The 18,742-nt window shown below is 65.2% G+C and carries 25 protein-coding genes and 2 tRNA genes; 12 read left to right on the top strand and 15 right to left on the bottom strand.

What is annotated here, in order from left to right:
* Positions 1-150 precede the first annotated feature (150 nt).
* Both JMF86_RS07515 and JMF86_RS07510 read right to left on the bottom strand, forming a co-directional pair.
* Positions 151-435 carry a DUF6566 family protein gene (locus tag JMF86_RS07515; protein WP_201316886.1) on the bottom strand — a complete coding sequence of 95 codons (285 nt, stop codon included), beginning with the start codon at positions 433-435 and terminating at the stop codon, positions 151-153.
* Positions 436-645 (bottom strand): hypothetical protein, encoded by a 210-nt coding sequence (locus tag JMF86_RS07510; RefSeq protein WP_201316885.1) that lies wholly within the window; start codon positions 643-645, stop codon positions 436-438.
* Between the two features lie 36 nt (positions 646-681).
* On the opposite strand from JMF86_RS07510, the gene JMF86_RS07505 reads away from it, so the two are divergent.
* Together JMF86_RS07505 and JMF86_RS07500 are read left to right on the top strand one after the other, a co-directional pair.
* Complete coding sequence (locus tag JMF86_RS07505) at positions 682-1,242, top strand: hypothetical protein (RefSeq protein WP_201316884.1); 561 nt, start codon at positions 682-684, stop codon at positions 1,240-1,242.
* 681 nt (positions 1,243-1,923) lie between these two features.
* Entirely contained in the window at positions 1,924-2,862 is a 939-nt protein-coding gene (locus JMF86_RS07500; RefSeq protein WP_201316888.1) for a phage Gp37/Gp68 family protein, read from the top strand.
* On the opposite strand, the gene JMF86_RS07495 is transcribed toward JMF86_RS07500, so the two are convergent.
* Positions 2,853-3,095 (bottom strand): hypothetical protein, encoded by a 243-nt coding sequence (locus tag JMF86_RS07495; protein ID WP_201316883.1) that lies wholly within the window; start codon positions 3,093-3,095, stop codon positions 2,853-2,855. The two genes, JMF86_RS07500 and JMF86_RS07495, sit on opposite strands and share 10 nt — an antisense overlap.
* Positions 3,096-3,359: 264 nt before the next feature.
* Here JMF86_RS07495 and JMF86_RS07490 point away from each other — a divergent pair, with 264 nt between their 5' ends.
* Genes JMF86_RS07490 through JMF86_RS34995 form a run of 3 tightly spaced genes read left to right on the top strand, consistent with a single transcriptional unit; the run spans position 3,360 to position 5,418 of the window.
* Positions 3,360-4,058, top strand: a complete 699-nt coding sequence (locus JMF86_RS07490; RefSeq protein ID WP_201316882.1) for a hypothetical protein — start codon at positions 3,360-3,362, stop codon at positions 4,056-4,058.
* Positions 4,055-4,294 carry a DUF4224 domain-containing protein gene (locus JMF86_RS07485; RefSeq protein ID WP_124503313.1) on the top strand — a complete coding sequence of 80 codons (240 nt, stop codon included), beginning with the start codon at positions 4,055-4,057 and terminating at the stop codon, positions 4,292-4,294. Before JMF86_RS07490 ends, JMF86_RS07485 begins: the two co-directional genes overlap by 4 nt.
* Before the next feature lie 2 nt (positions 4,295-4,296).
* Positions 4,297-5,418: a hypothetical protein gene (locus JMF86_RS34995; RefSeq protein WP_236593001.1), complete on the top strand. Its 1,122-nt coding sequence runs from the start codon at positions 4,297-4,299 to the stop codon at positions 5,416-5,418.
* Positions 5,419-5,429: 11 nt separating this feature from the next.
* Here the strand turns inward: JMF86_RS34995 and JMF86_RS07475 are convergent, their stop codons facing one another.
* The 9 genes from JMF86_RS07475 to ssuD form a co-directional block, all read right to left on the bottom strand.
* The gene (locus JMF86_RS07475) at positions 5,430-5,930 is read right to left on the bottom strand and encodes a hypothetical protein (RefSeq protein ID WP_201316881.1); all 501 of its coding nucleotides are present in this window, start codon (positions 5,928-5,930) and stop codon (positions 5,430-5,432) included.
* A gap of 136 nt (positions 5,931-6,066) precedes the next feature.
* Positions 6,067-6,142: transfer RNA gene (locus JMF86_RS07470), tRNA-His, on the bottom strand.
* A gap of 54 nt (positions 6,143-6,196) precedes the next feature.
* On the bottom strand, positions 6,197-7,183 hold the full coding sequence (dusA, locus tag JMF86_RS07465; RefSeq protein WP_027807365.1) for a tRNA dihydrouridine(20/20a) synthase DusA: 987 nt from the start codon (positions 7,181-7,183) through the stop codon (positions 6,197-6,199).
* A 128-nt stretch (positions 7,184-7,311) separates the two neighbouring features.
* A complete protein-coding gene (locus JMF86_RS07460; protein WP_124467789.1) occupies positions 7,312-7,557 on the bottom strand; it encodes a hypothetical protein in 246 nt (81 codons plus the stop codon).
* A gap of 55 nt (positions 7,558-7,612) precedes the next feature.
* Entirely contained in the window at positions 7,613-7,810 is a 198-nt protein-coding gene (locus JMF86_RS07455; RefSeq protein ID WP_011545313.1) for a hypothetical protein, read from the bottom strand.
* 143 nt (positions 7,811-7,953) lie between these two features.
* Positions 7,954-8,169, bottom strand: a complete 216-nt coding sequence (locus JMF86_RS07450) for a molybdopterin-binding protein (protein ID WP_006476104.1) — start codon at positions 8,167-8,169, stop codon at positions 7,954-7,956.
* A 57-nt stretch (positions 8,170-8,226) separates the two neighbouring features.
* A complete protein-coding gene (locus JMF86_RS07445) occupies positions 8,227-9,186 on the bottom strand; it encodes an ATP-binding cassette domain-containing protein (RefSeq protein ID WP_201316880.1) in 960 nt (319 codons plus the stop codon).
* Entirely contained in the window at positions 9,183-9,995 is an 813-nt protein-coding gene (gene ssuC, locus JMF86_RS07440; RefSeq protein WP_012328410.1) for an aliphatic sulfonate ABC transporter permease SsuC, read from the bottom strand. Before ssuC ends, JMF86_RS07445 begins: the two co-directional genes overlap by 4 nt.
* A 16-nt stretch (positions 9,996-10,011) precedes the next feature.
* Entirely contained in the window at positions 10,012-11,169 is a 1,158-nt protein-coding gene (gene ssuD, locus JMF86_RS07435; protein ID WP_034174152.1) for an FMNH2-dependent alkanesulfonate monooxygenase, read from the bottom strand.
* 341 nt (positions 11,170-11,510) lie between these two features.
* Here ssuD and JMF86_RS07430 point away from each other — a divergent pair, with 341 nt between their 5' ends.
* Positions 11,511-11,939 carry a hypothetical protein gene (locus tag JMF86_RS07430; protein WP_006484223.1) on the top strand — a complete coding sequence of 143 codons (429 nt, stop codon included), beginning with the start codon at positions 11,511-11,513 and terminating at the stop codon, positions 11,937-11,939.
* Positions 11,940-12,073: 134 nt separating this feature from the next.
* Here the strand turns inward: JMF86_RS07430 and JMF86_RS07425 are convergent, their stop codons facing one another.
* Genes JMF86_RS07425 through JMF86_RS07415 form a run of 3 tightly spaced genes read right to left on the bottom strand, consistent with a single transcriptional unit; the run spans position 12,074 to position 14,099 of the window.
* Positions 12,074-13,228 carry an enoyl-CoA hydratase/isomerase family protein gene (locus JMF86_RS07425; protein WP_201316879.1) on the bottom strand — a complete coding sequence of 385 codons (1,155 nt, stop codon included), beginning with the start codon at positions 13,226-13,228 and terminating at the stop codon, positions 12,074-12,076.
* Positions 13,229-13,259: 31 nt separating this feature from the next.
* Positions 13,260-13,592: a multidrug efflux SMR transporter gene (locus tag JMF86_RS07420; RefSeq protein WP_372237126.1), complete on the bottom strand. Its 333-nt coding sequence runs from the start codon at positions 13,590-13,592 to the stop codon at positions 13,260-13,262.
* Positions 13,593-13,601: 9 nt separating this feature from the next.
* Complete coding sequence (locus tag JMF86_RS07415) at positions 13,602-14,099, bottom strand: heme-degrading domain-containing protein (RefSeq protein WP_077179988.1); 498 nt, start codon at positions 14,097-14,099, stop codon at positions 13,602-13,604.
* Between the two features lie 197 nt (positions 14,100-14,296).
* Between JMF86_RS07415 and JMF86_RS07410 the strand changes: the two genes are divergently transcribed.
* The 6 genes from JMF86_RS07410 to JMF86_RS07385 all read left to right on the top strand — a co-directional run.
* Positions 14,297-14,373 (top strand) — tRNA-Met (locus JMF86_RS07410).
* 183 nt (positions 14,374-14,556) lie between these two features.
* Positions 14,557-15,102: an NUDIX hydrolase gene (locus JMF86_RS07405; protein WP_006476111.1), complete on the top strand. Its 546-nt coding sequence runs from the start codon at positions 14,557-14,559 to the stop codon at positions 15,100-15,102.
* A 10-nt stretch (positions 15,103-15,112) separates the two neighbouring features.
* On the top strand, positions 15,113-15,877 hold the full coding sequence (gene aat, locus JMF86_RS07400; protein WP_006476112.1) for a leucyl/phenylalanyl-tRNA--protein transferase: 765 nt from the start codon (positions 15,113-15,115) through the stop codon (positions 15,875-15,877).
* Between the two features lie 33 nt (positions 15,878-15,910).
* Positions 15,911-16,741 (top strand): arginyltransferase, encoded by an 831-nt coding sequence (locus tag JMF86_RS07395; RefSeq protein WP_006476113.1) that lies wholly within the window; start codon positions 15,911-15,913, stop codon positions 16,739-16,741.
* A gap of 98 nt (positions 16,742-16,839) precedes the next feature.
* The gene (locus JMF86_RS07390) at positions 16,840-17,877 is read left to right on the top strand and encodes a quinone-dependent dihydroorotate dehydrogenase (protein WP_027807358.1); all 1,038 of its coding nucleotides are present in this window, start codon (positions 16,840-16,842) and stop codon (positions 17,875-17,877) included.
* Positions 17,878-17,977: 100 nt separating this feature from the next.
* The coding region (locus JMF86_RS07385) for a cystine ABC transporter substrate-binding protein (RefSeq protein ID WP_201316878.1) at positions 17,978-18,742 on the top strand (765 nt) is incomplete at its 3' end.

Here is an 18,742-nt window from a genome sequence, read left to right as displayed (position 1 = left end):
TCTGAATTCTTGACTGAGCGCTCGCCATATCGAGTTCTCGATGGGCGCCTTCAAGCGCTTCGTAAAGCCGGCAAGATCCGTTCGACATCGACCGGGTGGGTGCGCGCATGAAGATCACCGACGACATGCTGCCGGCGACGGAGCCATTAATTACTGTCGGCTGAGATTGCGGATAATGTTCCGCCCGAACTCGACACCTACTCGCTTTGCCTCCTCCGCAGTGGCGTATGACTTGTCTGAATCATCACGGCGCGGAAGCACCGGCTCCGCGTCCTTGTAGATCTGAACGCTCAGAACCCAAGAGCTGTCAGGCGCCGGCTGCTCACAATCGACGACAATTTGATAGCCATCGAACTCGTCGATGAAATGCTCAATGCCTCTGCGCATATCCTGCCTCGCGAAATTGATTGATTTTCGCTCGAGTGCTCCCAGCACTTAAGCGTACCGCGTCAACCACTCTTCGGAAAACTGCTTCGCATAGGCGACCGCTTCGGCTTCCGTGTCGAATTCACCGAGCCTTCGAAACGCTGCCTCGCGGCTGAACCCCACCTTCGTCACTTCGACCTGCGCGGCGAACTTGCCGTCGTCGGTCAGGCGTGGCGTGCAGTTCATCTCGTACCCACGCATCAGGAAAACCGTCTTCATCTGGTGCTCGCTGGAAAAATCCGGAGGAATCGTAGCATGTCGACGTCGACACACAACCTGTGGACGACCGCCGAGGCGCGCCTGCTCGGCCGCCTTTATCCGTCTCCCATCCCGGCCAAGGCTCTGTACGCAGCGTTTCCGCGTCATTCGCGTAAGTCTGTCCAGACCTTTGCGACCCGGGTGCTCAAGATCAAGCGGGCGCAGCGCGACTACAGGACGCGCGCGACGCCGGCGTGGGATAGGATGCGCGCGATCCTCGAGCGGGAGCGCCTGACCGTTCGCGAGCTGGTCAACCGCTGCAGCGTCTCACAGCAACGCATCAGCGAGCTGCTGACGATTCACCGCACCGAAGTGCAGATCGTCGACTGGATCCCGCCCGAGGGCCGCGCTCAGTGGCGGGCGGTCTGGGCGGTTGGCACCGGGCCGGACTTACCGTGCCCGGCCGCCATCAAAACCGAAGCTGCTCGCGCGGCACGCGCCGCCATGAAGCGCAATCCATTCCTCGCCGCGGCCGGTCTCGTGACGATCCCCATCGGGGAGCGCGGCCGCGTTTTTCAGCTGCCCATGGACGTCGACGAAGAAGTGCTTGTCGCTTAATCGGAAGTCGGCAACAGCTCACCGGGTCAATCGTCATGGGGACTTGTGACGGCGAGAGAAACCTTCTGGCATTCGGCAACAGCAATTTTGAGCTGCCGTTCGGCTTCAGATGTCGCAAGCGCAGCCATTCCGAACGTTTCCTTCCGTCGATCTGAATTGAGCCTTTCTGTCGAAGACATTAAAGACTCGAGAAAATCGGCCGCAGCTCGCAAATTGTCTCGGCTCCCAGCAAGCCGGAACGCGCAACGGTTTGGCAAGGGAAGCAACTTCACTTGTTCCTCGTCACTGCATACAGTTGTGTCCCGTATGAAGTCCGCGAAGGACCTGAGACTCTCGGGCGCCGCGTCGTGTTTATGCGCGGCATCAATTTTCGCTGCGATGTACCTGACTCGCGCGAGCGCACTTGCAGTTCTAAGCCGCATTGATGCGGCTGTTAGGACCGCAAGTTGGTATGCCTCTTTGTGACGTCTGCGGTCTTCCCGAGTGGCGATCCAAATCGTGGCACCTATCGCGGCTACCGTCCCGACCGTCTGCGCCCAGCTCGCCCAATCGCTTCGGCTGAAGTCTCCCCACGGAACATATTCGTAGCCAAGTACACCGGCCAGCATCGTGATGACGAGTGCCACGTACCTATTGATGACTTTCTCCATCTCTACCCCGTATTTTTCGAGGCATCGTAGCATGAGCGAGAACACAAAAATCGAGTGGTGCGACCACACGTTCAACCCGTGGGAGGGCTGCCAGAAGGTCGGCCCAGGCTGCGATCACTGCTACGCCGAGACGCGCAACGCGCGCTTCGGCGGAGGCACCGCCGTGAACTGGGGGGCCGGCGCGCTGCGCCGCCGCACGTCGCCGGCGAACTGGCGGAAGCCGCTGCAGTGGAATCGCGACGGCACTTTCTACGCGATCCACGGCCGGCGGCAGCGCGTGTTCTGCGCGTCGCTCGCGGACGTGTTCGACAACGCCGTCGATCCAGCGTGGCGCGCGGACCTGTTCCGGCTGATCGCCGACACGCCGAACCTCGATTGGCTACTGCTCACGAAGCGAATCGGCAACGTCATGTCGATGGTCAGCGAAGCCGCTCAGTACCAATTCGACCTCGACTGCATCGAAAGGCCGCGCCTGCACGACAACGTCTCGATCGGCGCGACGATCGTGAACCGCGAAGAGATGCTGCGCGATGCCGAAAAGCTCCTCGCCGTGCCGGCGCGCATGCGGTTCTGGAGCGTCGAGCCAATGCTGAGTGACCTCGGCGAAATCCCTACCGAGCTGATGCCTGACTGGGTCATCTGTGGGGGTGAAAGCGGCGCCAACGCGCGGCCGATGCATCCCGATTGGGCCAGAAATCTCCGCGACCAGTGTGCTGCTGCCGGTGTCCCGTTCCTGTTCAAGCAATGGGGCGAATGGGCGCCGGGCGAAAACTGCGGCGGACCGCCGACGCGCACCGAGCGTGTCGCCGACTGGTTCTGCGACGAATGGTCGTTCAGCACGATGACGCCTGGCGAGCATGACGGCCTGAGCTACGACGACGAGCCGACCGTGTATCGCGTCGGCAAGAAGACCGCCGGCCGCCACCTCGACGGCCGCACGCACGATGAATTCCCGGGGGCTCAGTCGTGAGGATCGCGAGGAAACGGCGGATCTATCGCAAACAACGAAAAAACGTGATCGGTCACTTGCCGGATATGGCCGATCGCTAATCGTGGCTCGATACTCCAGCCCGTCACCGCTCCCGGATCAGCCCCTTCGGGAAAGAGAAAAACGCGCCAGCCGACCCGGTATGCGTGATGATTCGGGAGGCGTTGATTCACCTCGACGATGAACTGCTCACGAGAAATTGCTGGTTTAGACACGGTCCCCTCCGATCACCCTATTTGGGATCACTGTTCTGATTGTCGTAGTCGACGAGCGCCCGCTCCGCAGCAGCAAGATTAGCTCGCGCAAATTCGAGGCCAGAAAACGCTGACTCGTTTGGCGTACGGTCACCAGTTGTTGCCCGTTGCACTGCGGCTTCCGCCACCGCCAAATCCCGCTTTGCCATCGCGACGTCGTGCTCCAGCCGACGTCGCTCTCCGCCAGTTTCCATGAGCCCCCCTATCGCTTTCAGGAATCCTAGCATGACCGAACGCCCTATTCTTTTCAGCGGCCCGATGGTGCGCGCCATCCTCGAAGGACGGAAGACGCAGACGCGGAGCATCATCAAGCTGCCTCACGATAATCCGCTCGGCGTGTGGGAGCCGACGACAGCCGGCGGCGGATCCGTGAAATATGCCGGCGGGACACCCGCGCCCGAGTTGGCGGCGATCTGGCACACGCGCACCGGTGATTGCTTCGTCTGCCCGCATGGCGACGTGGGCGACCGTCTATGGGTTCGCGAGACGCACGAGGTGCGCCGCATCGGTACCGAAACATTCGAGGGTGGCCGGCCGGCGCGGCGCTACGCCGGCATCGCGTACCAGGCCGACAACGGCCGCGCCGAGGTCGACATCGACCTCAACACGTTCCAGGCGCTCGATGCCAAGGAATCACGTGGCTGGACCCCGTCCATCCATATGCCGCGTTGGGCGTCGCGCATCACGCTCGAGATCACCGGCGTGCGCGCCGAGCGACTGCAGAGCATCAGCGAGTCTGATGCGCGCGCCGAAGGCGTGACGATCGAAGACCATCACATCCGCGGCTACAGCGCCGGAGCCTTCCGGCCGCCGAGCATCCGCGCCTTCCATGACCTGTGGGACAGCCTGAACGCCGCGCGCGGGCACGGCTGGGACACGAACCCCTGGGTCTGGGTCGTGGAATTTCGAAGGATCGAACCATGAGCATCTACCTCACCACGCCGGAGCTGGCCGAGCTGGTCGGCTGTAAGCCGCGTAGCCACGCCTGCATGAAACGCTGGCTCGAGCGTAATCACTGGCCGTTCGCTGTCAACATCGCCGGCGTGCCGCTCGTCGCGCGCGAGTACTACGACGCCCGCATGAACGGCACCGCACCGCCATCACCCGCGCGCCGGCACCGCGCCGCCGCGTCAGAAGAACCGAACTTCGCCGCACTCTAATCATGATCGGACGACGCAAGCGGCCGGACGGGCTACCCTTCCGGCTCTACGCTCACTACGGGAAACACAAGGTCAGCTTCGGCTACAAGCTGCCGAACGGCCGCTGGGCGTTCCGCCTGTCGGCGCCGGCGCACAACAAGGAAGCGCTCGCCGAGATCCGCAAGCAGGCGATCGAGCGCGCAGAGGCGCTCAACGGGAACGCGATCGAACCTGGCACGGTCGATGCGCTCGTCGCGCGGTACTTCGAATGGCAGGACGGATTGCCGCACACCGACGAGCGCCGCAAGGCCCAGTCCACCCTGGACGAGAACCGCGTCGAGTCGAAGCGCCTAGTCAAGGTCTTCGGGAAGATGGCGCCGGCCGCGATCAAACCGAAGCACGTCTACGGCTACCTCGACAAACGTGCGCAGCTCGGCGCGCCGGCGAAGGCGAACAAGGAAATCGCCCTCCTGTCGGCGATCCTCGAATACGGCCGGCGCCGCGGCGAGCTCGAAACGAACCCGTGCCGCGGTATCGAGTACAACCCCACGCGGCCGCGCCAGCGGTATGTGCGTCAGGACGAGGTCGATCTCGCGGTGGAAGTCGCGCGGTCGCGCCGAAGCATCGGCGACCAGCACCCGAGTTCCGCGTACCTGATCCTTGCGCTATGCGTGAAGGCCGCCTACCTGACCGTCAGCCGGCCGACCGAGATGCGCGAACTGCACCGCCAGAGCATCCGGCCAGAAGGCGTTGAGGTGCCGATCGGCAAGCGCAAGGCCGGCGAGCAGCAGCGCGTGAAGCTCGTGCTGTGGTCGCCCGAGCTGAAGGCCGTGATCGACGAAGCACTCGCGCTGCAGCGCACGTCGAGCGTGCACGTGTTCGGCAACACCGCCGGCCAGGTGTACACGCGCAGCGGGTGGAACACGAACTGGTCGCGCCTGATGGGATATTGCGAGAAGGAAGCGCAGGCGCGCGGGGTGCCGTTCGAACGGTTCGCGCTGCGCGACATGCGTCCAGCAGCCGTGACCGATCGCCAAGAGGAAGGCGACGATCGCATCATCGACGCGACGGGCCACGCAGATGAGCGCATGGTGCGAAAAACTTACGACCGCCGGCGGCAAAGAAAGGTACGGGCAACACGATAGTTGCCTCAGCGCTACGGCAACAAGTGCCCTTCCGCTGCCTTCAAGTGGCGCGCCATACTCTGCGCCGCAGAATAGGATGCAGTCGACATAAATGCCACAATGCAAGACGAAATCGCATAGAACGCAAAGACGAACGCAGAAAGGCCGCCCATTTCCCATGAGCCTACTGTTTTGCCCGCGATCGCCTGATTCGGCTCAACAATAGAAATCGCTCCCAGCAGACCCAATAGGAACGTAGCCACGACGGCACCAAAAATCGCCGTATGGCGATACCTCACTTCTTCGCGAAAATAGGCAGCACGCGCCTCCGGGCTCTTCTTCAGCGCGGCTACTGTCCGAGCAAACTTCTCCTTCGATTTTTCGGACCGATCCGACCATTTTTTCCCGAAGTACCGAAAGAGTCGATCTAGGCCTCGCGTTGCATAGGCGGCAACGATGCTCAAGAAAATACCCACGGTAACCACCGACAACCACCAATATGGCGAATGCAAGTTTTGCAGAAAGTCGTCCATCGATTCCCCGAAAAATGAGCGCAAAAAAGCCCGCACATCGGCGGGCTTTCGGTACTTCATCTTCCAAATTTTGGAATCTAATCTTCCAAAACTTGTAACACGTCAGCTTGATTCTGCTGCAAGTGCTTGAATTTGTTGGGGTGGCTGATGGGACTCGAACCCACGACGACAGGAATCACAATCCTGGACTCTACCAACTGAGCTACAGCCACCACTGATACTGCTTGCTTCGTTTCGCTGTTTTGTTTCAGCAGCGAAGAACAAGATTATACGAACACTTTTGAATCTTGCAAAGCCTTTTTTTCAAAAATTTCTTCGGCTTCGTTCAGATGCGCGCGGGCCTCGTCGAACACGGCCAGATCGCCGCGTGCGAGCTTCTTGTTGTCGGACAGCACGCGACGCCAGCCGCGTGCACCCGGCATGCCGCGATACAGCCCGAGTGCATGCCGCACGATCGCGCCGAGGTAGGTGCCGCGCTTCAGTTCAGCCGCGCAGTATTCGATCAGTTGCGCTTCGGCCTCTTCGCGCGTCGGCACCGCTGCGGTCGACCCGTAGAAGCGCGCATCGACCTCCGCCAGCACGTACGGGTTGTGATACGCCTCGCGCCCGAGCATCACGCCGTCGACGTGCTCGAGATGCTGCGCGACTTCGTCGAGCGTCGTGATACCGCCGTTGATCACGATCTCCAGCGACGGAAAATCGCGCTTCAACCGATACGCATAGTCGTACTTGAGCGGCGGGATCTCGCGGTTCTCCTTCGGCGACAGCCCCTTCAGGATCGCGTTGCGCGCATGCACGACGAACGTTTCGCAACCGGCCTCGGCCACCGTGCCGACGAAGTCGCGCACGAATGCGTAATCCTCGACCGCATCGACACCGATCCGATGCTTGACCGTCACCGGCACCGACACCGCATCGCGCATCGCCCGCACACAGTCGGCGACGAGCTGCGGCTCGTTCATCAGACACGCACCGAACGCGCCGCGCTGCACGCGCTCGGACGGACACCCGCAATTCAGGTTGATTTCGTCGTAGCCCCACTGCTCGCCGAGTTTCGCCGCGCGCGCGAGGTCGTCCCGCTCGCTGCCGCCCAGTTGCAGCGCGACCGGCGATTCGCTCGGCGTGAATGCAAGATGCCGCTGGGCATCGCCGAACAGCAGCGCACCCGTCGTGATCATCTCCGTATACAGCCACGTATTGCGCGTCAGCGTGCGATGGAACGAACGGCAATGGCGGTCCGTCCAGTCGAGCATTGGCGCGACCGATACACGGCGGGGGGGAGCGAGGACGGAACGGACATGGAATTCGGGTACAGGCCAAGCGGCACGGAAACAACCGGGTATTTTACCGCAATACCGGCCATACCCACCCGACCCGCGCGCTACCGGTCGTCCAGCTCCGCATCGACCGCCCGGCGCGCCTCGTCGAACACCCGCTCGATCACGCGCCGTTCGGTGAGCAGCATCCCGTCGACCTTGACCAGCCGCCAGTCGATCCGCACGGCATCGCCCTGCAGCACGCGATAGTGCGCATGCTCGCCGTCCCAGACCTGCTCGGTCTTCACCTCGATCTCGAAACCGCGGTACGGCTCGCTGAAATCGCCGAGGTCGCTGCCTCTCGGTTCCATCGCACGCTCCGTGGCGACGCCGCGCCCGGCCGTCTGCGCGGCCGGCGCCGCGCGCTCAATCGTATTCGTCGGACAAAAATGACCGGCCATCGGCCGTCAGGTCGACCCGGTCGGCCGCCGCCTGATAGATCAGCCCGTCATTCAGCAACGCGTAGACGACGTCGTCGAATGCGGCGGGAACCGGCCGGCTGTCGCCGAACTGGTCGATCCATTTCAGCGCCTCGATGGCTTCGGGGGAAAGGATGGGGGTCATGCGTTGGCCTCCGGCATCGGTGTCGTTCCATCCTAGCACTTCGTCCGGAAGTCGAATACCGAGGCAAACGCGCTGCGCGAATGCAATGCGGCGCCGCCGGGCACACTGCCCGCCGACGCCGCATGGGGGCGCGACCCGCGCGCTCAGAGACGCGCGATCGAGACTTCCGTCGACTTCACGAGCGCGACGACTTCGGCACCGACCTTCAGTTCGAGTTCGTCCACCGAACGGGTGGTGATCACCGACGTGACGATGCCGAACGGCGTCTCGACGTCGACTTCGGAGACCACGGACCCGCGAATGATCTCCTTGACCTTGCCCTTGAACTGGTTTCGTACGTTGATTGCAGTGATGCTCATCGGGATGATCGCTCCGAAGAAAAAAGTCTCAGAACGGGCGGCCGAAGCCGCCCGGAATTAAACGGCCCAGCGGATCTGCCCGACCGGTCGAACCTTGTCTGCTTCATGCTCGGCGTCGTGATCGGCCGCGCCGGGGCCGCCGGCGAGCACGCGTTTCAGCACGCGATCCTCCAGCGCCGCGAAGGCGGCCGACGCGCGGGCACGCGGCCGGTCGAGCGGCACCGCCTGGTCGAGCGCCACGCGCCCCTGCTCGATCAGCAGGATGCGGTCGCCGAGCGCGACGGCCTCCTGCACGTCGTGCGTGACAAGCAGCGCAGTGAACCGATGCTCGCGCCACAGGCGCTCGATCAGCGCATGCATCTCGATGCGAGTGAGCGCATCCAGCGCGCCGAGCGGCTCGTCGAGCAGCAGCAGTTGCGGCCGGTGCACGAGCGCGCGGGCCAGTGCGACGCGCTGCCGCTGGCCGCCCGACAGTTGCGCGGGCCAGTCGTTCGCGCGTTCCAGCAGCCCGACTTCGTCGAGCACCGCGCGGGCCTGGTCGCGCGCACCGCGGCCGAGACCCAGCATCACGTTCTGCAGCACGGTCTTCCACGGCAGCAGGCGCGCATCCTGGTACATGATCCGTGTATCGAGCACGCCGCCGCCCTCGCCGCGCGTCACGAGCGCACCGCTGCTCGGCTGCTCCAGCCCCGCGACGAGACGCAGCAGCGTCGATTTCCCGCAGCCGCTGCGGCCGACGATCGCGACGAAGCTGCCGCGCGCGATGCCGAGCTCGACGTCGTCGAGCACCGTGCGCGCGCCGAAGCGCTTGCTGACGCCCGACAGCGTGACCGCATCGTCAGGTGCCGTGCCGCCTGCGCGCCGCCGCGCGAGCGGCACGACCGATGCGCTGCCGTCACGTTCGAGGATCGCCGCGTCACGCGCATCGCTGTCCGCGACGCGGGCCTGCGCCAGTTCGGCCTCGAGGTCTGCGCCGGCGAGCGGGCCGTAGGCGGCCGCCGAAGTCGTCGCATTCATGCCTTTGCTCCTGATTGATAGGCGGGGTGCCAGCGCAGCGTCACGCGCTCGATCCATTTCGCCAGCACATCGGCCAGCTTGCCGAGCACCGCGTACAGCAGGATGCCGACCACCACCACGTCGGTTTGCAGGAATTCACGCGCGTTCATCGTCATGTAGCCGATGCCCGACTGCGCGGAGATCGTTTCCGCGACGATCAGCATCACCCACATCAGGCCGAGCGCGAAACGCACGCCGACGAGGATCGACGGCAATGCGCCGGGCAGGATCACGTCGCGGTACAGCGCGAAGCCGCGCACGCCGTAGCTCTTCGCCATCTCGATCAGGTTCGCGTCGACCGAGCGAATCCCGTGATACGTGTTGATGTAGACGGGGAAGAACACGCCGAGCGCGACGAGGAACAGCTTCGCCTTCTCGTCGATGCCGAACCACAGGATCACGAGCGGGATCATCGCGAGCGCCGGGATGTTGCGGATCATCTGGATCGTCGAGTCGAGCGCGACCTCGGCGGCCTTCGACAGGCCGGTCGCAAGCCCCAGCGCAAGGCCGACGCCACCGCCGATCGCGAAGCCGAACAGTGCGCGCCACGTGCTCACTTTCACGTTCGCCCACATTTCGCCCGACGTCACGAGCGACCAGGCGGCGCGCACGACGGCCACCGGCTCGGGCAGCACGCGGGTCGACAGCCAGCCGGTGCGCGCACCGACTTCCCACACCACCAGCAACGCGAGCGGCACGAGCCACGGCGCGACGCCGCGCCACGCGCGGGCGGCCACGGCAGCGCCCGTCGTCGACGTTTTCGTTGTCATCGCAAGCCTCCGTCGCTCAGCTCTGGCTCGTCTTCGGCAGATAGTTGTTGCCGACGATCTCGCCGAACGGCCCCGACAGCGGACCAGCCGCCTTCTTGACACCCTCGCCCTTGATCAGCGGGAACACGAGTTCCGCGAAGCGATACGACTCCTCGAGGTGCGGATAGCCGGACAGGATGAACGTCTCGATGCCGAGATCCGCGTATTCGCGCATCCGTTCCGCGACCTGCTCGGGATTGCCGACGAGCGCCGTGCCGGCGCCGCCGCGCACGAGCCCCACGCCGGCCCACAGGTTCGGATAGACCTCGAGCGCCTCGCGGCCGCCGCGCTTGCCGCCGTGCAGCGCGGCCATCCGGCGCTGGCCTTCCGAATCCATGTTCGCGAACGCCTTCTGCGCCCGCGCGATCGTGTCGTCGTCGAGCCGGCTGATCAGCCGCTCGGCGTCGCGCCATGCTTCGTCCTCGGTCTCGCGCACGATCACGTGCAGGCGGATGCCGAACTTGATCTTGCGGCCGCGCGCGTCGGCACGGGCGCGGATGTCGGCGATCTTCTTCGCGACGGCCTCGGGCGGCTCGCCCCAGGTCAGATAGGTATCGATGTGATCGGCGGCGATCGCGTGAGCGGCCGGCGACGAGCCGCCGAACCACAGCGGCGGATGCGGATGCTGGACGGGCGGATAAAGCGCCTTGCCGCCTTTCGACTGCAGGTGCTTGCCGATGTAGTCGAACCCGTCGTTGTCGTGCGATGCGGCGAGCAGTCCGCGCCAGATGTTCAGGAAATCGTCGGTGATCTCGTAGCGCGTGTCGTGATCGGCGAACAGGCCGTCGCCTTCGAGCTCGGCCGCATCGCCGCCCGTGACGACGTTGATCAGCAGACGGCCGCCCGACAGGCGGTCGAAGGTCGCGGCCATCCGCGCGGCGAGCCCCGGCGAAGCGATGCCGGGACGCACGGCGACCAGGAATTTCAGGCGCTGCGTCGCCGGAATGAGGCTCGATGCGACGACCCACGCATCCTCGCAGGAACGGCCGGTCGGCAGCAGCACGCCGTCGTAGCCGAGCGTGTCCGCCGCCACGGCGACCTGCTTGAAGTAATCGTAGTCCGCGGCGCGCGCGCCTTCGGCCGTACCGAGATAGCGGCTGTCGCCATGCGTGGGGATAAACCAGAACACATTCATCTGCTGCTCCTGCTTGACTGTCACTGCCGAAATTTGAAAAAAACGTCGCCCTGCTCGCGTCGCGGAGGAGCGACGCATGCATGGTGTGCATTCGAATCGGGATGGCTCGCCGGTCAGGCCGTGCAGCGGACGAGGACGCGATCGCACGGCTGTTTCTGAGGAATCAGTCTAGGGATCGGTACAGGGCTTTGGAACGATTTTTTTGAGCTTAGGTTTTCCGCTTTCGTGATTAGCACGACGCTGGAGCGAATATCGCCGCGGCCGGGCCCTATAATGGCGCACCTATCCGAATAACTCCGCGCATACGGCTTCGGCCGTGCGCGCCTGCGGTGCACTCATCGATGCAGAAAGTCATCCTGCCCTTCCTGTCCGGCTTCCTGGCCGCACTGTTCTTCCGCGAGGCCACGCTCGCCCTCCTCCACACGGCCGACCTGATCGCCGCAACCGGCTTCTCGACACAACCGTTCGCGCCGCTCGGCATTCCTGAATTTGTCGCGAATGCGCTGATCAGCGCGTGCTGCGCGATTCCGATGGCGTGGTTGTTGCGCGTGTCGCCGGAACGCGAAGCATCGTGGATCGGCGCGCTCGTGTTCGGCGGCATCGTGCTGACGGCCGCCCGCGTGTTCGCGATCGATCCGCTGCGCGGCATCTGGCCGTCGGGCAACATGATGCCCGTGCTCGCGGCCGGCTTCGCGGCGAACGCAGTATGGGGCTTCGGCGCGCTGGTGTTCATGCGCGCGTTCATGTCGGACGACGCGGGCGACGAGTAACGTCGGCGCGGGCGACGCGGCCTTCGGGCCCGGACCGGCCGCCATCCATGAAAAAGGCCGCGTGCATCGTGCACGCGGCCTTTTCGTTTCTTCCCCGCGCATCGATCCTTCCGCGCGAATCAGTCTGATCGACGTCAGTCCTTCAGCGCGCGCAGCGGATGCGTGTCGGGCGTCCACGGGCTGTCGAACATCGCGAGCACGTCGGTACGCCCGACGTCGGCGGCCGACTTGAAGCGCCACACCGGCTGGTGATCCTTGTCGACGATCAGCGCGCGCACGCCTTCGATCACGTCGCCGCGCGCAAAGGTCGAGCGCGTGAGATCGAGATCGCGCCGCAGGCAATCGGCCATCGTCGCGCCGCGCGCGCGTTCGACGACTTCGAGCGACACGGCCATCGACAGCGGCGACAACTGCTCGCGCATCGCGTGAGTCGCCTTCTCGATCCACCCGTCGACCGCCGCGCAATCCGGCTCGGCGTCGAGCGACGCGAGGATCGCGTTGAGGTCGGGCTGCGCGAAATGCCGGTCGATCCCGGTGCGCGCGTCGGCGAGCGCCGACGTGTCCGGCGTCGGCACGACCTTGTGCGCGGCGGCCGCGTCGGTCACGCACGCGACGGCCTGCGCACCGCTGTCGATGCGCGTGCCGCGCAGCGTGTCGAGCAGCGCCGGCAGCGCGGCATCGGGCAGATAGACGTCGGCGAGTTGCGCGTACAGCGCGCCGGCCGCGTCGAGCGTCGCACCGGTCACCGCGAGATAGCGGCTGATCGCGCCGGGCGTGCGCGCGAGAAACCAGCTCATCCCGACGTCCGGGAACAGGCCGATGCGTGTTTCGGGCATCGCCATCTTCGTCGAGTCGGTCACGACGCGCAGGCCGCCCGTATGCCGCGCCGCCTGAGAAATCCCCATGCCGCCGCCCATCACGACGCCGTGCATCAGCGCGATGTAAGGCTTCGGATACGTGAAGATCGCATGGTTCAGCGTGTACTCCTCGATGAAGAACGTGTCGACCACATCGCGGTCGCCGCGCTGCCACGCGTCGTGGAAGAAGCGCACGTCGCCGCCCGCGCAGAATGCGCGCGGGTGCGGGCTGTGCACGACGACCGCGACGACGTCGGGATCGTCGCGCCACGCGTCGAGCGCCTGCTGCATCAGCCGGATCATGCCGATCGACAGCGCATTCAGCGCCTTCGGCCGGTTCAGTTCGAGAAAGCCGATGCGGTTCGCGACATAGGCGCGCACGTCGGGCTGGGCGGATTCGGCAGAAACGGCGGCGGAAAGGGAATCGGTCATGAAGGTCATCCGGCAAACGGCGGTCGCACGCTCAGTGCGCCTGCATCTTCGAGAACAGGTTCAGCACCACGACGCCCGCGATGATCAGTCCGAGGCCGATCACCGCCGGCACGTCCGGCACCTGGCGATAGAGCAGCATCGCGACGAGCGTGATCAGCACGATGCCGGCACCCGACCAGACTGCATAGATGATGCCGACGGGCATCGTGCGCAACGTGAGCGACAGGCAGTAGAACGCGACGCCGTAACCGGCGACGACGAGCACCGACGGCCCCAAGCGCGTGAAGCCGTCCGCCGCGCGCAGCGCGGACGTGCCGATCACTTCCGCGACGATCGCGATCGCGAGCCATGCGTAACCAGGCAGTTGCATCGCTCAGCTCCTTGCGAGGGCCAGTACCGCGTAGTCGTGACCGAGCTCCGCACACAGCGCCTCGACGACGAACTCGTGGTCCGCACGCTGCGGCAACCCAGACGCGGTGATCGAGCCGATCACGCCGGCGCCGGCCACGATCAGCGGAAACGAGCCGCCATGCGACGCATACTCGGCGACCGGCAGCCCGTGCTTGTCCGCGAGCGTCGCGCCGGCCTGCTGCATGCGCAGGCCGATCGCGTACGAACTACGGCGAAAATGCGCGACGACGTTGCGCTTGCGGCGCACCCAGTCGGCATTGTCGGGCGTGGCTCCCGCGAGCGCCGCATAGAACAGCGGCTGGCCGAACGTGACGATGTCGATCGCGATCGCATGACCGCGCGACGTCGCGAGCGCATGCATCCGGTTGCCGAGCGCCCACGCGCGGGCCGGGTCGAAATGGGGAAACACGAGCGCCTGTTCCTGCGCGCCGATCGATTGCAGATCGTGAGCGATGTCCATGAATCCGTCGATGCAGTAATGAGAGTCGCAACGGCGCCGATGCGATCGCGCAGGGCCGCTGCCGGGATGACGACACAAACCGCTCGATTCTAGCGCACGTGCCTTCCCGTACCGGCCCCACCCGCGCTCGTCATGCGATTGTCAGAAAACACTTGCACGCATTCGGGTTAGCCCATATAATTCATTTCTTCGACGGACGCGGGGTGGAGCAGTCTGGCAGCTCGTCGGGCTCATAACCCGAAGGTCGTAGGTTCAAATCCTACCCCCGCAACCAACCGTCCAGAATTTCGCAAAAAGCCCGGCTTCGTGCCGGGCTTTTTGTTTTTACGCGTCCGGGCGCCGCGCCCTCTTCACCCGCGCACCCACCGTTTCGCACGACACGCCGCCCCATGCGCAGGCGTTCGAGAATGCCGCGGCCCGGTGATACACTCGCATCACCTCGTCCCTTCCATTCGACATGAAATTCTGCTCCGTCTGCGGTCACGAAGTCCTCGCGCGCATTCCTCCGGGCGACAACCGTGAGCGCTTCGTCTGCGATCACTGCGGCACGATCCACTATCAGAATCCGCGCAACGTCGTCGGCACGGTGCCGGTCTGGGGCGACCAGATCCTGCTGTGCCGCCGCGCGATCGAACCGCGCTACGGATTCTGGACGCTGCCGGCGGGCTTCATGGAAATGGGCGAGACGACCGCGGAAGCCGCCGCGCGCGAGACGCTCGAGGAAGCCGGCGCGCGCGTCGAGGTGCAGAACCTGTTCACGCTGCTCAACGTGCCGCACGTGCACCAGGTCCACCTGTTCTATCTTGCGCGGCTCACCGATCCGGGTTTCGAAGCCGGCGAGGAAAGCCTCGAAGTGAAACTGTTCGACGAAGCCGACATCCCGTGGGACGAGATCGCGTTCCCGACCGTCAGCCAGACCCTGCGCTTCTTCTTCGCGGATCGCGCCGCCGGCGACTACGGCGTGCACACCGGCGATATCTTCCGCTCGCTGCGTAACGGCTGAGCCTCGACCCATGGTTCCCTGGCTCGGCCCGGACGATCCGTTTCCGTCCATCGAACGCGCGCTCGGTCCCGCGACCGGGGCGCCCGGGCTGCTCGCCGCGAGCGCCGACCTGCTGCCGTCGCGGCTCATCGACGCGTACCTGCGCGGCATCTTCCCGTGGTACTCGGACGGCCAGCCGGTGCTGTGGTGGAGCCCCGACCCGCGCATGATCCTCGTGCCGGCCGAATTCAAGGTATCGCCGTCGCTGCGCAAGACGCTGAAGCGCGTGCTGCGCGCGCCGGAATGGGAAGTGCGCGTCGATCACGATTTTGCCGGCGTGATGCGGGCATGCGCCCAGGCGCCGCGCCGCGGGCAGCGCGGCACGTGGATCACCGCCGAGATCATCGACGCCTATACGTCGCTCTACCGCTCCGGCAACGCGCACAGCATCGAGACGTGGCACGACGGGCGCCGCGTCGGCGGCCTATACGGCGTGTCGTTCGGCCGGATGTTTTTCGGCGAGTCGATGTATGCTGACGTGACCGATGCGTCGAAAATCGCGCTGGCCGCGCTCATCGCGCACCTTCGCGAGCAGGGGCTGGAGATGATAGACTGCCAGCAGAATACGTCGCATCTAGCGTCGCTCGGCGGCCGCGAGATCGCACGCAAGGCCTTTGTCGCTCACGTGCGCAGCGCGGTAGCCGAACCGCCGATTCCGTGGCAGTTCGACAAGCGCGTGCTCGCCGCGCTGACGAGCCCCGCTGAAACGGCGGCGCCCACCGGGACCGAGCGCTAGCGCGGCACTCCTTCCCTGCATCGAGAGCTGCCCATGACTCACCCGACTGAGCTGCCGCTTTCACCGCTTTCGGCGCTGCAATTCTATGCAACGGCGCCCTATCCGTGCAGCTATCTGGACGGCCGCATCGCGCGCTCGCAAGTCGCGACGCCGAGCCACCTGATCAATTCCGACATCTACACCGAGCTCGTGAAGGCCGGCTTCCGCCGCTCGGGCGTCTTCACGTACCGCCCGTACTGCGACGGCTGCCGCGCCTGCGTGCCGGTGCGCGTGCCGGTCGGCGAGTTCGCGCCGACGCGCACGCAGCGCAGGATGTGGAAGCGGCACCGCGCGCTGGTCGCGACAGTCTCGCCGCTGCACTACGACGAAGAGCACTACGCGCTCTACATGCGCTACCAGTCCGCGCGCCACGCAGGCGGCGGCATGGATCGCGACAGCCGCGACCAGTACGAACAATTCCTGCTGCAAAGCCGGATCAACTCGCGTCTCGTCGAATTCCGCGACCTCGACGCACCGGGCGGCGAACCCGGCAAGCTGCGGATGGTCAGCATGATCGACATCCTCGGCGACGGGCTGTCGTCGGTCTATACGTTCTTCGAGCCGGATGACCGGCACACGAGCTACGGCACCTACAACATCCTGTGGCAGATCGAGCAGGCGAAGAGCCTCGGGCTGCCCTACGTGTACCTCGGCTACTGGATCCGCGAGAGCCCGAAGATGGCCTACAAGGCGAACTTCCACCCGCTCGAAGGGCTGATCGACGGCCGCTGGAAGACGCTCGATCCGGAACGGATCGACCTGCCGCCCGTCGACGCGGCGCTGGCGCGCGCGCCCTTGCCGGGCGGGCATTCCGGCTCGGGCTGACGCGCGCCGCGGCGGCTACGAAGCAAAGCACGCCCGTGCCGCGCAACTCCCGGTAAAATAGCCGGTTGTCATTCATTCCGGCTGTCCGCCCAACTCCCGTGTTCAGTTCCCTCTACCCGCTGGCCCGCGCATCCCTGTTCAAAATGGATGCGGAAGACGCTCACCACCTTACGTTGCGCGCGCTCGGCGCGGCCGGTCGCACGGGCCTCGCCTGTGCGCTGTCGGCCCGCGTGCCCGACGCGCCGCGCACCGTGATGGGGCTCACGTTCCGCAACCCGGTCGGCCTCGCGGCCGGCCTCGACAAGGACGGCGCGGCCATCGACGGCCTCGCGGCGCTCGGCTTCGGCTTCATCGAGGTCGGCACGGTCACGCCGCGCCCGCAACCCGGCAACCCGCGCCCGCGGATGTTCCGGCTGCCGCAGGCCGAGGCGCTGATCAACCGGATGGGCTTCAACAACCACGGCGTCGACCAGTTCGTGAAGAACGTCCAGGCCGCCCGCTATCGCGGCATCCTCGGCCTGAACATCGGCAAGAACGCCGACACGCCGATCGAACGCGCCGCCGAGGATTACCTGTACTGCCTCGAGCGCGTGTACCCGTTCGCGAGCTACGTGACGATCAACATCTCGTCGCCGAACACGAAGAACCTGCGCCAGTTGCAGGGCGCGGGCGAGCTCGACGCACTGCTCGCCGCGCTGAAAGACAAGCAGCAGCGCCTGGCCGATCTGCACGGCAAGCTCGTGCCGCTCGCGCTGAAGATCGCGCCCGATCTCGACGACGAACAGGTCAAGGAAATCGGCGATACGCTGCTGCGTCACAAGATCGAAGCGGTGATCGCCACCAATACGACGCTGTCGCGCGCGGCCGTCCAGGGCCTGCCGCACGCGGACGAAGCCGGCGGCCTGTCGGGCCGCCCGGTGTTCGACGCGTCGAACGAAGTGATCCGCAAGCTGCATGCGGAAGTCGGCAACGACGTGCCGATCATCGGCGTCGGCGGCATTTTCTCGGGCGAGGACGCCCGTGCGAAGCTGGCGGCCGGCGCGGCGCTCGTCCAGCTCTATACCGGCTTCATCTATCGCGGCCCGGCACTCGTATCCGAATGCGTGAAGGCGATCGCCCGCGAACGCAGCGCGTAATATAGGCATAAACAAACTGTATTTAATGATCGATAGCGTTTTTGCTATCATCGGCTTCACGATCAGAATCATTGACCCGGACAGGGCAAGGACACACACGATGAAATTTTCGCTGCTGAAGAAGTTGCTGGTTGCCGGCGTGATCGGCACGTCGTTCGCCGCGGCGACCGCCCACGCGGCCGACCTCCTCGACCAGGTCAAACAACGTGGCACGCTGCGCGTCGGCCTCGAGGGCACGTTCCCGCCGTTCAACTCGAAGAGCCCGCAAGGCGAGCTCGTCGGCTTCGACGTCGACATCGCGAAGGCCGTCGCCGCGAAGCTCGGCGTGAAGGCCGAATTCGTGACGACCGAATGGAGCGGCATCATCGCGGGCCTGCAGGCCGGCAAGTTCGACGTGATCGCCAACCAGGTCGGCATCACCGACAAGCGCAAGGAAACGCTCGACTTCTCGCCGGCGTACACGTACTCGTCCGCGCAGCTGATCCAGCGCAAGGACGACACGCGCCAGTTCAAGTCGCTGGAAGACCTGAAGGGCAAGAAGCTCGGCGTCGCGCTCGGCACGAACTACATGGACATGGCGAAATCGGTGCCGGGCATCGACGTGAAGACGTACCCGGGCGCGCCCGAGTACCTGCGCGATCTCGCGGCCGGCCGCCTCGACGCGGCGCTCAACGACCGCCTGATGCTCGCGTACCTGACGAAGAATTCGCAGCTGCCGCTGCGCCCGGGCGCGAACGTCGGTTCGGCGAACCCGTCGGGCATCCCGTTCAAGAAGGGCAACCCGAAGTTCCAGAAGGCGATCGACGACGCGATGGCGCAACTCGAGGCCGACGGCACGTTCACGAAGATCTCCGACAAGTGGTTC

Source organism: Burkholderia sp. E168m15, from assembly GCF_016586105.1.
GTDB classification, from domain to species: Bacteria; Pseudomonadota; Gammaproteobacteria; order Burkholderiales; family Burkholderiaceae; genus Burkholderia; species Burkholderia orbicola.
Note: the sequence above shows the minus strand (reverse complement) of the source record. Positions and strands in the feature narration are given on the sequence as shown.

Coding starts and splice junctions, on each gene's coding strand:
- JMF86_RS07510 (WP_201316885.1), bottom strand. CDS start 645: ATGAAGACGGTTTTCCTGATGCGTGGGTACGAGATGAACTGCACGCCA.
- JMF86_RS07505 (WP_201316884.1), top strand. CDS start 682: ATGTCGACGTCGACACACAACCTGTGGACGACCGCCGAGGCGCGCCTG.
- JMF86_RS07500 (WP_201316888.1), top strand. CDS start 1,924: ATGAGCGAGAACACAAAAATCGAGTGGTGCGACCACACGTTCAACCCG.
- JMF86_RS07490 (WP_201316882.1), top strand. CDS start 3,360: ATGACCGAACGCCCTATTCTTTTCAGCGGCCCGATGGTGCGCGCCATC.
- JMF86_RS07485 (WP_124503313.1), top strand. CDS start 4,055: ATGAGCATCTACCTCACCACGCCGGAGCTGGCCGAGCTGGTCGGCTGT.
- JMF86_RS34995 (WP_236593001.1), top strand. CDS start 4,297: ATGATCGGACGACGCAAGCGGCCGGACGGGCTACCCTTCCGGCTCTAC.
- JMF86_RS07475 (WP_201316881.1), bottom strand. CDS start 5,930: ATGGACGACTTTCTGCAAAACTTGCATTCGCCATATTGGTGGTTGTCG.
- dusA (WP_027807365.1), bottom strand. CDS start 7,183: ATGCTCGACTGGACGGACCGCCATTGCCGTTCGTTCCATCGCACGCTG.
- JMF86_RS07460 (WP_124467789.1), bottom strand. CDS start 7,557: ATGGAACCGAGAGGCAGCGACCTCGGCGATTTCAGCGAGCCGTACCGC.
- JMF86_RS07455 (WP_011545313.1), bottom strand. CDS start 7,810: ATGACCCCCATCCTTTCCCCCGAAGCCATCGAGGCGCTGAAATGGATC.
- JMF86_RS07450 (WP_006476104.1), bottom strand. CDS start 8,169: ATGAGCATCACTGCAATCAACGTACGAAACCAGTTCAAGGGCAAGGTC.
- JMF86_RS07445 (WP_201316880.1), bottom strand. CDS start 9,186: ATGAATGCGACGACTTCGGCGGCCGCCTACGGCCCGCTCGCCGGCGCA.
- ssuC (WP_012328410.1), bottom strand. CDS start 9,995: ATGACAACGAAAACGTCGACGACGGGCGCTGCCGTGGCCGCCCGCGCG.
- ssuD (WP_034174152.1), bottom strand. CDS start 11,169: ATGAATGTGTTCTGGTTTATCCCCACGCATGGCGACAGCCGCTATCTC.
- JMF86_RS07430 (WP_006484223.1), top strand. CDS start 11,511: ATGCAGAAAGTCATCCTGCCCTTCCTGTCCGGCTTCCTGGCCGCACTG.
- JMF86_RS07425 (WP_201316879.1), bottom strand. CDS start 13,228: ATGACCGATTCCCTTTCCGCCGCCGTTTCTGCCGAATCCGCCCAGCCC.
- JMF86_RS07415 (WP_077179988.1), bottom strand. CDS start 14,099: ATGGACATCGCTCACGATCTGCAATCGATCGGCGCGCAGGAACAGGCG.
- JMF86_RS07405 (WP_006476111.1), top strand. CDS start 14,557: ATGAAATTCTGCTCCGTCTGCGGTCACGAAGTCCTCGCGCGCATTCCT.
- aat (WP_006476112.1), top strand. CDS start 15,113: ATGGTTCCCTGGCTCGGCCCGGACGATCCGTTTCCGTCCATCGAACGC.
- JMF86_RS07395 (WP_006476113.1), top strand. CDS start 15,911: ATGACTCACCCGACTGAGCTGCCGCTTTCACCGCTTTCGGCGCTGCAA.